General features: G+C 66.8%; 12 protein-coding genes. 6 read left to right on the top strand and 6 right to left on the bottom strand.

The window, feature by feature from the left end:
* Positions 1 to 937 (top strand): M48 family metallopeptidase (locus tag G3N64_RS35235; protein ID WP_205788269.1); only part of this gene is annotated, 937 nt, incomplete at its 5' end.
* Positions 938 to 1,001: 64 nt separating this feature from the next.
* Here the strand turns inward: G3N64_RS35235 and G3N64_RS35230 are convergent.
* Positions 1,002 to 1,958: an AraC family transcriptional regulator gene (locus G3N64_RS35230; RefSeq protein ID WP_205788268.1), complete on the bottom strand. Its 957-nt coding sequence runs from the start codon at positions 1,956 to 1,958 to the stop codon at positions 1,002 to 1,004.
* A 227-nt stretch (positions 1,959 to 2,185) separates the two neighbouring features.
* Here G3N64_RS35230 and G3N64_RS35225 point away from each other — a divergent pair, with 227 nt between their 5' ends.
* Positions 2,186 to 3,238, top strand: coding sequence for an NAD(P)-dependent alcohol dehydrogenase (locus tag G3N64_RS35225; RefSeq protein ID WP_205788267.1), 1,053 nt, complete (start codon positions 2,186 to 2,188; stop codon positions 3,236 to 3,238).
* Between the two features lie 126 nt (positions 3,239 to 3,364).
* Here the strand turns inward: G3N64_RS35225 and G3N64_RS35220 are convergent, their stop codons facing one another.
* The 5 genes from G3N64_RS35220 to gatC all read right to left on the bottom strand — a co-directional run bounded on the left by G3N64_RS35220 (position 3,365) and on the right by gatC (position 8,476).
* The gene (locus G3N64_RS35220) at positions 3,365 to 4,138 is read right to left on the bottom strand and encodes an exodeoxyribonuclease III (RefSeq protein WP_205788266.1); all 774 of its coding nucleotides are present in this window, start codon (positions 4,136 to 4,138) and stop codon (positions 3,365 to 3,367) included.
* A gap of 40 nt (positions 4,139 to 4,178) precedes the next feature.
* A complete protein-coding gene (locus G3N64_RS35215) occupies positions 4,179 to 5,018 on the bottom strand; it encodes a polyphosphate kinase 2 family protein (protein ID WP_205788265.1) in 840 nt (279 codons plus the stop codon).
* Between the two features lie 118 nt (positions 5,019 to 5,136).
* Positions 5,137 to 6,612 (bottom strand): Asp-tRNA(Asn)/Glu-tRNA(Gln) amidotransferase subunit GatB, encoded by a 1,476-nt coding sequence (gene gatB / locus G3N64_RS35210; RefSeq protein ID WP_205788264.1) that lies wholly within the window; start codon positions 6,610 to 6,612, stop codon positions 5,137 to 5,139.
* A 4-nt stretch (positions 6,613 to 6,616) separates the two neighbouring features.
* Positions 6,617 to 8,107 (bottom strand): Asp-tRNA(Asn)/Glu-tRNA(Gln) amidotransferase subunit GatA, encoded by a 1,491-nt coding sequence (gene gatA, locus G3N64_RS35205; RefSeq protein ID WP_205788263.1) that lies wholly within the window; start codon positions 8,105 to 8,107, stop codon positions 6,617 to 6,619.
* Between the two features lie 69 nt (positions 8,108 to 8,176).
* Entirely contained in the window at positions 8,177 to 8,476 is a 300-nt protein-coding gene (gene gatC / locus G3N64_RS35200; RefSeq protein WP_006477478.1) for an Asp-tRNA(Asn)/Glu-tRNA(Gln) amidotransferase subunit GatC, read from the bottom strand.
* 367 nt (positions 8,477 to 8,843) lie between these two features.
* Here gatC and G3N64_RS35195 point away from each other — a divergent pair, with 367 nt between their 5' ends.
* From G3N64_RS35195 to mrdA, 4 genes are all read left to right on the top strand, one after another.
* The gene (locus G3N64_RS35195) at positions 8,844 to 9,887 is read left to right on the top strand and encodes a rod shape-determining protein (RefSeq protein WP_004189550.1); all 1,044 of its coding nucleotides are present in this window, start codon (positions 8,844 to 8,846) and stop codon (positions 9,885 to 9,887) included.
* 125 nt (positions 9,888 to 10,012) lie between these two features.
* Positions 10,013 to 11,080 carry a rod shape-determining protein MreC gene (mreC, locus tag G3N64_RS35190; protein WP_205788262.1) on the top strand — a complete coding sequence of 356 codons (1,068 nt, stop codon included), beginning with the start codon at positions 10,013 to 10,015 and terminating at the stop codon, positions 11,078 to 11,080.
* Positions 11,077 to 11,589 (top strand): rod shape-determining protein MreD, encoded by a 513-nt coding sequence (mreD, locus tag G3N64_RS35185; RefSeq protein WP_009687274.1) that lies wholly within the window; start codon positions 11,077 to 11,079, stop codon positions 11,587 to 11,589. The genes mreC and mreD overlap by 4 nt, the downstream gene beginning before the upstream one ends.
* Before the next feature lie 114 nt (positions 11,590 to 11,703).
* Positions 11,704 to 13,769: penicillin-binding protein 2 (gene mrdA / locus G3N64_RS35180; RefSeq protein ID WP_205788261.1), on the top strand; the 2,066-nt coding region annotated here is incomplete at its 3' end.

The following is a 13,769-nucleotide window of genomic DNA, read 5'->3' as shown; positions in this document are numbered from 1 at the left end:
CTCCGCGCCGGCCGCTGCACCGGCGGCACCGCCGGCGACTTCGACTTCCGCCGCCCCCGCCCAGCCGGCCACCGCCGAACCCGCGCAGCCGACCGGCGGCGCCGCATCGGCGAAGGCTTATGCGCAGACGCAACAGCAGGTCCGCTACGGCAACGCCATTGCCTTCCGCACGCTGATTCCGTCGCCGCTGCTCGAGCAGCTCACCGCGAACGAATACGCGCAGATCGTGCAGGCCGCCGCCGACAGCGACCGCCTGCTGCCCGCGAACCAGCCGCGCGTGAAGCGCCTGCGCGCGATCGTCGCGAAGCTCGCGCCGTATTCGGTGAAATGGAACGACCGCGTGAAGAGCTGGGCGTGGGACGTCAACGCGATCCGCTCGCGCGACATTCGCCTGACCTGCCTGCCGGGCGGCAAGGTGCTCGTGTACGGCGGCCTGCTCGACCGCGTCCGCCTGAACGACGACGAGCTCGGCGTGCTGCTCGCGCACGGCATCGCGCATGCGCTGCGCGAACACGCGCGCAGCAACTTCAGCGTGACCTCGCAGACGTCGCTGCGCGCGGCCACGCTGCCGCCGCTGTTCGGCGTCGGCGAGCCGCTGCCGCAGGCACTGAACCTCGGCGAACGCCTGCAGTCGCTCCACTACGACCCGACCGACGAGACCGAAGCCGATGTGATCGGCGGCGACATCGCCGCCCGCGCGGGCTTCGATCCGCGTGCGGCGATCACGTTGTGGGACAAGCTCGCGGTCGCGACGCGCGCGAAAAAGGCGACGGGCTTCATCTACACGCACCCGTACAGCGCCGCCCGCCGCCAGGATCTGCTGAACCGCCTGCCGGATCTCATGCCGCTGTACGCGAAGGCAGAGGGCAAGCGCGTCGACGCGCTGCCCGACTACGCGGGCATCAGTGCGCAGCGTCGCAAGGTCGTGCGGCGCTGAACACGCGCCAACGCGGCACACCGTTTTCACACGCGCGGCACCGCCGCTGCGCGCCGCTGTTCGCTCAGGCCGGCCGGTCGATCGCCCCCTGGTCGCCGACCGGCCGGGCGCCGCTTTCGCGCATCCACCGCACCTCGTCGCCCGGGCTGCGGCCGAACAGCCGCTTGAACTCGCGGCTGAACTGCGACGCGCTCGCATAGCCGACGCGCGCGGCCGCCGCGCCGGCGCCGACCCCGTCCTGCACCATCATCAGCCGCGCCTGGTGCAGCCGCGCGGCCTTCACGTACTGCATCGGCGACGTCGCAGTCACGTGCTTGAACTGCGCATGGAACACCGCGAGGCTCATCCCGGCCTCGCGTGCGAGCGTCTCGACGTCGAGATCGGTCCTCAGGTCGGCATGGATGCGCCGCAACGCCTTCGCGATGCGGCCGAAGTGATGCTGCTGCACGAGGGCCGCGCGGATCGCGTCGCCCTGCTCGCCCGTCAGCACCCGATACGCGATCTCGCGCATGATCGCCGGGCCCAGCACGCGCGTGTCGTGCGGCGATGCGAGCGCTTCGAGCAGCCGCACGACCGCGTCGGCCAGCGGCGCGTCGAGCGGCGTCGAATACACGCCGACCGGTTCGCTGACGGCCGCGCCGAGCGTCTCGTCGAGCAGGATCGCGAGCTCGGCGATCACGGCGAGATCGACGCGGATCGAGATCGCGAGAAACGGCTCGTCCATGCTCGCGAAGGTCTCGCATTCGAACGGCAGCGGCACCGACAGCACGAGGTATTGCTGCGCGTCGTAGACGAACGAACGGTCGCCGAGATAGCCGAGCTTGCGCCCCTGGCACACGACGATGATGCTCGGTTCGTACAGCACCGGCATACGCGGCGCGGGGCGGCTCACGCGGAAGAAGCGCACGCCGTCGAGCGTTGCGAGCGTGTCGCCCTCGTTCGGCGCGAGGCGCGTGTGCAGCTCGATCATGCGGCGCTGCACACGGTCGCCCGAGTCGGCGAAAAGGGGTGCGAAGCTCATCTGCGTGGTCCTGTCCGGCAAGAGAATCTGGCTCGCAATGTAGCACCTTGAGGGCGTTTTGACGGCTGTTTGCGCGCAGTTAGAGAGGAATAGGCAAATCTTCCAGACCTTCGTGTATTTCGCCGCGGCGCCGCGCTCCTTACGATGACGTCCTGCCTCGCCGCATCGCCACATGATGCGACGGCAGTCTGTTTCGCCGGATGCTTTCCGGACAAGGAGCCCATTGCATGAGCACTACCTATGCCTACGCGGCGACCGATTCGCGCTCGCCGCTCGCCCCGTTCGAATTCCAGCGTCGCGCGCTGCGCGACCTCGACGTCCAGATCGACGTCCTGTACTGCGGCGTCTGCCACTCGGATCTGCACCAGGCGCGCAACGAATGGCGCAACACGATCTATCCGGTCGTGCCGGGCCATGAAATCGTCGGCCGCGTGACCGCGACCGGCCCGGAGGTCTCGCGCTTCAAGGTCGGCGAACTGGTCGGCGTCGGCTGCCTCGTCGATTCGTGCCGCACCTGCCCGAGTTGCGAGGAAGGCCTCGAGCAGTATTGCGAGAACGGCTTCGTCGGCACCTACAACGGCCAAGACCGCGTGACCGGCGACATCACGTTCGGCGGCTACTCGACGCAGCTCGTCGTCGACGAGGCGTTCGTGCTGCGCGTGCCCGAGACGCTCGATCCGGCCGGCGCCGCGCCGCTGCTGTGCGCGGGGATCACGACCTACTCGCCGCTGCGGCAATGGAACGTCGGCCCCGGCAAGAAGGTCGGCATCGTCGGGCTCGGCGGCCTCGGCCACATGGGTGTGAAGCTGGCGCGCGCGATGGGTGCGCACGTCGTGCTGTTCACCACGTCGCCGTCGAAGATCGAGGACGGCAAGCGGGTCGGTGCGCACGAAGTCGTGATCTCGAAGGACGAAGCGCAGATGCACGCGCACCTGAACAGCTTCGACTTCATCCTGAACACGGTCGCCGCGCAACACGACCTGAACCCGTTCCTGCATCTGCTGAAGCGCGACGGCACGATGACGCTCGTCGGCGCGCCGGAGCACGACCATCCGTCGCCGCAGGTGTTCAACCTGATCTTCAAGCGCCGCCGCCTCGCGGGCTCGCTGATCGGCGGGATCGCGGAAACGCAGGAAATGCTCGACTTCTGCGCGGAGCACGGGATCACGTCGGATATCGAAACGATTCCGATGCAGCAGATCAACGCAGCCTACGAGCGGATGCTGAAGAGCGACGTGAAGTACCGGTTCGTGATCGACATGGCGTCGATCAAGCAGTAAGCGCCGCCGGGCGGCGATCATGCGTGCCGCCCCAAACGAAACGGGCCGCATGTTCGACATGCGGCCCGTTTCTGCATCCGGCGACCGGACGATCCGACTGCTACGCGCGCAGCGCAGCGCGGGAGGTCACTTCTTGTAGTCGTAGTCCACCGTCAGCGGCGCATGGTCGCTGAACTTGATGTCCTTGAAGATCGACGTGCTTTTCGCGGTACCGGCGATACCCGGCGTCGCGATCTGGTAATCGATCCGCCACCCGACGTTCTTCGCATACGCCTGGCCGCGGTTGCTCCACCACGTGTACTGCTCGGCGCGCGGGTCGAGCGTGCGGAACACGTCGACATAGCCGACATCGTCGAACAGCTTCGTGAGCCACTCGCGCTCTTCCGGCAGGCAGCCCGAGTTCTTCTGGTTGCTCTTCCAGTTCTTGATGTCGATTTCCTTGTGGACGATGTTCACGTCGCCGCACAGGATCACCTCGCGCTTCTTCTTCAGCGCGGCGAGGTGCGGCATGAACGCGTCCATGAAGCGGTACTTCGCCTGCTGGCGTTCTTCGCCGCTCGAGCCGGACGGCACGTACACCGACACGACCGATAACTTGCCGTAGCGCGCCTCGACGTAGCGCCCTTCGGCATCGAATTCGCTGCTGCCGAAGCCGATGATCACGTCATCGGGCTCGCGGCGGCTGTACACGCCCGCGCCGCTGTAGCCCTTCTTCTCCGCGTGGTGGAAATAGCTCTTGAAGCCGTGCGGCTCGACGAATTCGGTGGGCAGGTCGTCGGCCGAGACCTTGATTTCCTGCACGCACACGCAATCGGCGTTCTGTTCGCCGAGCCACTCGAAGAAGCCCTTCTTCGCGGCGGAGCGGATGCCGTTCAGGTTGGCGGTAATCACTCGCATCATGTCGGATTCCGTTCAGTTCGATGTTTTACAGGGTGGCAGCTTAGCGGATCTTAACGCCTTCGAGCTCGGGCTTCGGCGGCGGGAATTCCAGCTTCATGTCGGTCATCGCGCGCAGCAGCAGCTCGGCGATCATCACGTTGCGATGCGTCTTCGAGTTCGCCGGAATCACGTACCACGGCGCATGCTCGGCCGACGTCGCGGCAAGCGCGTCGCGGTAGGCGGACTGATACGCGTCCCAGTGCTTGCGCGCGTCGAGATCGGAGATGTCGAACTTCCAGTGCTTGGTCGGATCGTCGATGCGCGCCTGCAGCCGCTCGCGCTGCTCGTCCTTCGAAATGTGCAGGAAGCACTTGACGATCGTCGTGCCGTTCTCGAACAGCATCGTCTCGAAATCGCGGATCTGCCGGTAGCGGCGCTCGCATTCCTTGTCGTCGATCGAGCCGAGCACGCGCGGCACGAGCACGTCTTCATAGTGGCTGCGGTTGAAGATCGCGAGTTCGCCCGCGGCCGGCACTTGCGCGTGCACGCGCCACAGGAAGTCGTGCGCGGCCTCGATCGGCGTCGGCGCCTTGAACGGCACGATGCGCAGGCCGAGCGGATCGACGTCGCGGAACACCGCGCGCACGGTGCCGTCCTTGCCGCTGGTATCCATCCCCTGCAGCACAAGCAGCACGCGTTTCTTCTGCTGCGTGTGCAGGCGCTCCTGCTGCACGTCGAGCTCGCTCGACACCGCCGACAGCCGTTCGCGGTCGGCATCCTTCGACCCCGACGAGAACGGCTTCGCGGCCGGATCGAACGCGTCGAGCTTGAATGCTGCGGCTTCCTTCTCGCGCGTGCCGTAAGGCACGCGGAAATCGTCGAGCGACGGTTGCTTCGCCATTCGTTCCTCCGTTGGACGCTGTGGTGCATACGATAACGCATCCACCAAACGCAACGGGCCGCTCCGAAGGGGTTCAGAGCGGCCCGTCGTCAAGCGCGGTTCAGACGCGCGGTCACGCTCAGCCGAGCTTCTTCTTCAGCAGTTCGTTGACCTGCTGCGGATTGGCCTTGCCCTTCGTCGCCTTCATCGCCTGGCCGATCAGCGCGTTGAACGCCTTCTCCTTGCCCGCGCGGAATTCCTCGACCGACTTCGCGTTCGCCGCGAGCACTTCGTCGATGATCGCTTCCAGCGCGCCGGTGTCGGAGATCTGCTTCAGCCCCTTCGCGTCGATGATGCGGTCGGCCGCGGCATCGTCGTCCGCCTTCTCGTCCCAGATCGTCGCGAAGATTTCCTTCGCGATCTTGTTCGAGATCGTGCCGTCGGCGATGCGCTGCAGCACCAGCGCGAGCTGTGCAGCCGAGACCGGAATCGCGTCGATCTCGATGCCGTCGCGGTTCAGTTGCGACGATACGTCGCCCATCAGCCAGTTCGCGGCGATCTTCGCGTTCGCCACGCCAGCCTTCGCGACCACGGACTCGAAATACGCGGCCATCGCCTTGCTCGACGTCAGCACGCCCGCGTCGTACGCGGACACGCCGTATTCGTCGGCGAAGCGCTGCTGCATCGCGGCCGGCAGCTCCGGCATGCCGGACTGCACGCGCTCGATCCAGTCCCGGCCGATCACGAGCGGCATCAGGTCGGGGTCGGGGAAGTAGCGGTAGTCGTGCGCGTCTTCCTTGCTGCGCATCGAACGCGTCTCGCGCTTGTCCGGATCGTAGAGGCGCGTTTCCTGCACGACTTCGCCACCGTCCTCGATCAGCTCGATCTGGCGACGCACTTCGTAGTTGATCGCTTCCTCGAGGAACCGGAACGAGTTCAGGTTCTTGATTTCCGCGCGCGTGCCGAACTTCTCCTGGCCGACCGGACGCACCGACACGTTCGCATCGCAGCGGAACGAACCTTCCTGCATGTTGCCGTCGCAGATGCCGAGCCACACGACGAGCCCGTGCAGCGCCTTCGCGTAGGCCACCGCCTCGGCCGCGCTGCGCATTTCCGGCTCGGTGACGATCTCGAGCAGCGGCGTGCCCGCGCGGTTCAGGTCGATCCCGGTCATCCCGGCGAAGTCTTCATGCAGCGACTTGCCCGCATCTTCCTCGAGGTGCGCGCGGGTCAGGTTGACCGTCTTCTCGTACGCTTCCTTGCCGGCCTTTTCGTTGGCGGGTACCTGGATCGTGATCTGGCCGCCCTGCACGACCGGAATCTCGTACTGGCTGATCTGATAGCCCTTCGGCAGATCGGGGTAGAAATAATTCTTGCGCGCGAAGATGCTGCGCGGCGCGATGGTCGAGCCGATCGCGAGGCCGAAGCGGATCGCGCGTTCGACCGCGCCGCGGTTCAGCACCGGCAGCACGCCCGGCAGCGCCAGGTCGACCGGGCAGGCCTGCGTGTTCGGCTCGGCGCCGAACTGCGTCGGCGCGCCCGAAAAAATCTTCGAGACGGTCGACAGTTGCGCGTGCGTCTCGAGACCGATAACGACTTCCCACTGAGTAGCCATGTGCTTACACCCCCGCCGGAACTTGCTTGTGCCAATCGGTCGCGCGCTGGAACGCGTCGGCGACCTGCAGCATCCGGGCTTCGTTGAAATAGTTGCCGATGATCTGCAGGCCGACCGGGCGCTTCGCGTTCGCGCCCGCGCCGAAGCCGCACGGCACGCTCATGCCGGGCAGGCCCGCGAGGCTCACCGACAGCGTGTAGATATCCGCGAGATACATCTGCACCGGATCGTCGCCCTTCGCGCCCAGATCCCATGCGACCGTCGGCGAGGCCGGGCCCATGATCACGTCGCAGGACTTGAACGCTTCCTGGAAATCGTTCGCGATGATGCGGCGGATCTTCTGCGCCTGCAGGTAGTACGCGTCGTAGTAGCCGTGCGACAGCACGTACGTGCCGACCAGAATCCGGCGCTTCACCTCGGGGCCGAAGCCTTCCGCGCGCGACTTCTTGTACATGTCGAGCAGGTCGCCGTACTGCGCGGCGCGGTGGCCGAAGCGCACGCCGTCGAAACGCGACAGGTTCGACGAAGCTTCAGCCGGCGCGATCACGTAGTACACGGGGATCGACAGTTCCGTCTTCGGCAGCGACACGGGCACGAGCGTCGCGCCGAGCGCTTCATACTGTTTCAGCGCCGCGTCGATCGTCGCACGCACGTCGTCGGCGAGACCGTCGCCGAAATACTCGTTCGGCAAGCCGATGCGCAGGCCCGCGAGCGGCTTGCCCGCATCGTTGCCGGCCGCCCACGGCTGGCCGAGGTGGCGCGTGAAATCTTCGTCGTCGCGCTCGAGGCTCGTCGAGTCGCGCTCGTCGAAGCCGGCCATCGCGTTCAGCAGCAGCGCGCAGTCGGACGCGCTCTGCGCCATCGGGCCGCCCTGATCGAGCGACGACGCGAACGCGATCATCCCGTAACGCGACACGCGGCCGTAGGTCGGCTTGATGCCCGTCACGCCCGCGAACGATGCGGGCTGGCGGATCGAGCCGCCGGTGTCGGTGCCGGTCGCGGCCGGCGCGAGGCGCGCGGCGACGGCGGCCGAGCTGCCGCCCGAGCTGCCGCCCGGCACCGCGTTCGTGTCCCACGGGTTCTTCACCGCGCCGAACGCCGAATTCTCGTTCGACGAGCCCATCGCGAACTCGTCCATGTTGGTCTTGCCGAGCGTGACCATGCCGGCCGCCTGCAGGCGGGCGACGACGGTCGCGTCGTACGGGCTCTCGTAGTTCGCGAGCATCTTCGAGCCGGCGGTCGAGCGCCAGCCGCGCGTGACGAAGACATCCTTGTGCGCGATCGGCAGGCCGGTGAGCGCGCCGCCCGCGCCGCGCGCGAGCTCCGTGTCGGCGGCTTTCGCCTGCGCGAGGGTCAGGTCGGCGTCGACTTGGACGAACGCGTTCAGGTCGCGCGCGGCATCGATCCGTTTCAGGTAGAGCTGCGCGAGCTCGACGGCCGAGCATTCCTTGGCGGCAAGCGCGGCGCGCAGTTCGGTCAGGCTTTTTGCGTGCATTGAGTGGTTTTCCTGGGAATTCTGGGTGGCGCGCGGCGCGAAGGCGGCGGCGCGCTTGTCATCGAATGCTTACTCGATCACCTTCGGCACGAGATAGAGGCCGTCCTGGACGGCCGGCGCCGGACGCTGGTTGTCGTCGCGATTGACGACTTCCGTCACGGCGTCGTCGCGCAGGCGCTGCGCGACTTCCTGGATCTGTTCGATCGGGTGGGCGAGCGGCGCGATGCCGGCGGTGTCGACCGCCTGCATCTGCTCGACGAGGCCGAAGAATTCATTGAGCTGGCCGAGCATGTGCTCGGCGTCGGCGTCGGCCATTTCGAGTCGCGCCAGGTGCGCGATGCGTTTCACATCGGTCAGGGTCAGGGCCATGCGATCACCGGAAAAACAAGGCTGCGCAGCGCATCGAAAGCAGCACTGCGGCGGGGGGTTGGAGGGTGCGATCCCACCCTCAAAAATCGGGGCCGAAGCGGCAAAAATACCGCCCGTTTCGATTCAAATACCGAGAAATTATAAGGTATCATTACGCGTTCGACCCAAACCCGGCAGCCTTTTCCCGCACCGTTTCGCCTCACTTCGGCAAGCCGTGCGTGCTTCGTGCGATCCCCGGTAGACATCACTCGCAGCTTCGTGCGCCGCGGCGGCCGCTTCCGCCACGCTTCCCGAGGCTGTTATTTTTTCCGCTGCCGCCCTCAGCGCTCGCTATGCAGGGCCGGCCCAGAGCGAAACAGGATTCTGAATGTTCGGTTTTTTGCGCAGCTACTTCTCCAACGATCTCGCGATCGACCTCGGCACCGCAAACACCCTGATCTACATGCGCGGCAAGGGCATCGTGCTCGATGAGCCGTCCGTCGTGTCGATCCGCCAGGAAGGCGGCCCCAACGGCAAGAAGACGATCCAGGCAGTCGGCAAGGAAGCCAAGCAGATGCTCGGCAAGGTGCCGGGCAACATCGAGGCGATCCGCCCGATGAAGGACGGCGTGATCGCCGACTTCACGGTCACCGAGCAGATGATCAAGCAGTTCATCAAGACGGCCCACGAGTCGCGCATGTTCTCGCCGTCGCCGCGCATCATCATCTGCGTGCCGTGCGGCTCGACCCAGGTCGAGCGCCGCGCGATCAAGGAAGCCGCGCACGGCGCCGGCGCATCGCAGGTCTACCTGATCGAGGAGCCGATGGCGGCCGCGATCGGCGCGGGCCTGCCGGTGTCGGAAGCCACCGGCTCGATGGTCGTCGACATCGGCGGCGGCACGACGGAAGTCGGCGTGATCTCGCTCGGCGGCATCGTGTACAAGGGTTCGGTCCGCGTCGGCGGCGACAAGTTCGACGAGGCGATCGTCAACTACATCCGCCGCAACTACGGGATGCTGATCGGCGAACAGACCGCCGAGGCGATCAAGAAGGAAATCGGCTCCGCGTTCCCGGGCTCCGAAGTCAAGGAAATGGAAGTGAAGGGCCGCAATCTGTCGGAAGGCATTCCGCGCAGCTTCACGATCTCCAGCAACGAAATCCTCGAAGCACTGACCGATCCGCTGAACCAGATCGTGTCGTCGGTGAAGATCGCGCTCGAGCAGACGCCACCGGAACTCGGCGCCGACATCGCCGAACGCGGGATGATGCTGACGGGCGGCGGCGCGTTGCTGCGCGACCTCGATCGCCTGCTGGCGGAAGAAACCGGCCTGCCGGTGCTCGTCGCGGAAGATCCGCTCACCTGCGTCGTACGCGGTTCGGGCATGGCGCTCGAGCGCATGGACAAGCTGGGCAGCATCTTCTCGTACGAGTGATCGTCCAGGCAGTTCCCTGACATGACGCACCTGCGGCGTGGCCGGATCGCTCGTTCAGAACGAACCGCCGCGCCGTTTGCGCGTCTGAGCATCATTTAACCGATCATTCGCGCCCGGCGCCGACCATGGAATACAGTCCGCCGCCCCTCTTCAAGCAAGGTCCGCCCGCACTCGCGCGGCTCATCTTCTTCGTTGCCGTCGCCATCGCGCTCCTCGTCTCGGACGCGCGCTTCAGCACGCTCGAAATCGTCCGCGGCGTACTCGGCACCGTGCTCTATCCGCTGCAGCGCGCCGCGCTCGTGCCGCGCGACCTGTTCATGGGCGCGGCCGACATCGCCGTCACCGGCGCGTCGCTGCGCCACGAGAACGACGATCTCCGCAAGCGCAACCTGCAGCTGTCCACGCAAGCCAACCAGGCCGCCGTGCTCACGCAGGAAAACGCGCACCTGCGCGCGGTGCTCGAACTGCGCCAGCACATCGCGACGCAATCGACACCGGTCGAGATCCAGTACGACACCAGCGATCCGTTCACGCAAAAGATCGTGATCGGCCAGGGTTCGCAGCAGGGCATCCAGAACGGCGCGCCCGTCGTCAGCGAGAACGGTGTGGTCGGCCAGATCACGCGCGTGTTCCCGCTGCAGTCCGAAGTCACGCTGGTCACCGACCGCGATCTCGCGATTCCCGTGCAGATACTACGCACCGGCCTGCGCAGCGTGATCTACGGCACGCCGAAAGGCGATTCGCTCGACCTGCGCTTCGTGCCGACGAGCGCGGATCTCGTCGTCGGCGACGAGCTCGTCACGAGCGGCCTCGACGGTGTCTATCCGCCCGGCCTGCCGGTCGCGAAGGTCGTGCGCGTCGACAAGCTCGCCGATACGGCGTTCGCGCGCGTGACGTGTGCGCCGATCGCCGCCGTGCGCGGCGCGCGCCAGATGCTCGTGCTGCATTACCAGAACGACATCCCGCCGCGCCCGGCCGAGGCCGATCCGGCCGCCGACAAGAACGCGAAGGGCAAGAAGGGCGCGAAAGCCGCCGCGAAGGGCGAGAAGACCGACAAGGCCGACGCAAGCGCGAAGCCGGCCGCCGCGGTCCAGCCCGGCGCGAAGCCCGCGCCTGCGGCACCGGCCGCTCCGGCCAAGCCCACTGTCGCGCCCGCGAAGCCCGCGGCCGGGCAACCAGGAGCCCAGCGATGAACCGCCCGCAATACATCCTGCAGCCGGTCAATCCGTACTTCATCGTCTTCAGCCTCGCTGCCGCGTTCCTGCTGAACCTGATGCCGTGGGGCCGCCTGCCCGGCGTACCCGACTTCGTCGCGCTCGTGCTGCTGTTCTGGAACATCCACCAGCCGCGCAAGGTCGGGATGGGCGTCGCGTTCGCGCTCGGCATCCTGATGGACGTGCATGACGCGGGGCTGCTCGGCGAGCATGCGCTCGCCTATACGCTGCTGTCGTACGGCGCGATCACGATCCACCGCCGCGTGCTGTGGATGCCGATCGGCGTACAGGTGCTGTACGTCACGCCGCTCTTGGTCGTCGCGCAGCTCGTGCCGTTCGTGATCCGCCTCGTGATGGGCGCCGCGTTCCCGGGCTGGCGCTACCTGGTCGACGGCTTCGTCGAGGCCGCGCTGTGGCCGATCGCGAGCCACCTGCTGCTGATGCCGCAACGCCGCCCGGTCGATCCGGACGATACGCGCCCCATCTGAGCCTGGGGCCTGCCTTGAATACCCGCCGCCTCCACGCCCGCCGCGCGCCGCGCTCCGGGGCGGCACCTCGCCCGCACCCGCACGCCGTGCGCGGGCCAGATAGACCCTAGCCGCATGACCGAATTCAACGACACCCAACAGCAGCTCTCGAAGTTCCGCCTGCGCGTCGCGGCGGCGGGCGTGTTCGTGTTCGTCTGCTTCGGGCTGCTCGCGAGCCGCTTCTTCTACCTGCAGCTGATGCAGCACGGCAAATATGCGCTGCAGGCCGAGGAAAACCGCATCTCCGTTGCACCGATCGTGCCGAACCGCGGGATCATCACCGACCGCAACGGCGTGATCCTCGCGAAGAACTATTCGGCGTACACGCTCGAGATCACGCCCTCGAAACTCGACGACACGCTCGATAACACGATCGACAAGCTGTCCGAGATCATCCCGATCGACGCGCGCGACCGCCGCCGCTTCAAGAAACTGCAGGAAGACTCGAAGAACTTCGAGAGCCTGCCGATCCGCACGCGGCTCACCGACGCGGAAGTCGCGCGCTTCACCGCGCAGCGCTTCCGCTTCCCCGGCGTCGACGTGCGCGCGCGGCTGTTCCGGCAATATCCGCTCGGCACGACGGCCGCGCACGTGATCGGCTACATCGGCCGGATCTCGAAGCGCGACCAGGATCGCATCGACGCGATGAGCGACGACAACGACAGCGACCAGGAAAACTACGATCCGCGCCGCGACGCGAACAACTACAAGGGCACCGACTACATCGGCAAGATCGGCGTCGAGCAGAGCTACGAGACCGAGCTGCACGGGCTGACGGGCTTCGAGGAAGTCGAGGTGACGGCCGGCGGCCGGCCCGTGCGCACACTGTCGCGCACGCAGGCGACGCCCGGCAACAACCTCGTGCTGTCGCTCGACATCGGGCTGCAGCAGGTCGCCGAGCAGGCATTCGCCGGCAAGCGCGGCGCGCTGGTCGCGATCGAGCCGAAGACGGGCGACGTGCTCGCGTTCGTGTCGTCGCCGAGCTTCGACCCGAACTCCTTCGTCGACGGCATCGACCAGCAGACCTGGGACGAGCTGAACAACTCGACCGACAAGCCGCTGCTGAACCGCCCGCTGCACGGCACCTACCCGCCCGGCTCGACGTACAAGCCGTTCATGGCGCTCGCCGGCCTGACGCTCGGCAAGCGCACGCCGGGCTGGGGCTTCCAGGATCCCGGCTACTTCACGTTTGGCGGCCACACGTTCCGCAACGACGTGCGCTCGGGCCAGGGCTGGGTCGACATGAACAAGGCGATCATGGTGTCGAACGACACCTACTTCTACATGCTCGCGCGCGACCTCGGCGTGAACGCGATCGCGAACTTCATGAAGCCGTTCGGTTTCGGCCAGATCACCGGGATCGACATCCAGGGCGAGGCGCGCGGGATCCTGCCGTCGACCGACTGGAAGAAGAAAGCGTTCAAGAAGGCCGCGCAGCAGAAGTGGTTCGACGGCGAGACGATCAGCCTCGGGATCGGCCAGGGCTACAACTCGTTCACGATCCTGCAGCTCGCGCACGCGACCGCGACGCTCGCGAACAACGGCGTCGTGATGAAGCCCCACCTCGTGAAGGAAGTCGAGGATCCGATCTCGCGCGGGCGCCGCCTGACCGTGCCGAAGGAAAGCGAGGTGATCCCGCTCAAGCAGGGCGACATCGACGTCGTGAAGCGCGGGATGGAGAACGTGATCGAGAACCCGTCCGGCACCGCGTACAAGGTGTTCCGCGGCGCGCCGTACCTCGCCGCCGGCAAGACCGGTACCGCGCAGGTGTTCTCGCTGCAAGGCTCCAACTACAAGGGCCACCTGCTTGCCGAGCACCTGCGCGACCACGCGCTGTTCATCGCGTACGCGCCGGTCGACCATCCGCAGATCGCCGTCGCGCTGGTCGTCGAAAACGGCGGCTGGGGGGCGCAGGCCGCCGGCCCGATCGCGCGCCGCGTGCTCGACTTCTACCTCGTCGACCGCCAGAACCCGCAGAACGAGGCGGCGGCCGTGGCGGCCGCAGCGTCGGCCACCGAACCCGTCAACGCGCCGGTGATCGGCGATGCGAACAAGCCTGCTGCCGTCGCGGCCGGCTTCACGGCGCTGCCGCAGCCGGTCGTGCCGACCGCAGCCAGCGCGGCGGAAGCGGCATCGGCCGA

Origin of the sequence: Burkholderia sp. Ac-20344, assembly GCF_017104975.1 — a bacterium.
Taxonomy (GTDB): domain Bacteria; phylum Pseudomonadota; class Gammaproteobacteria; order Burkholderiales; family Burkholderiaceae; genus Burkholderia.
The sequence above is the reverse complement of the archived record's forward strand: the minus strand, read 5'-3'. Positions and strand labels throughout refer to the sequence as shown.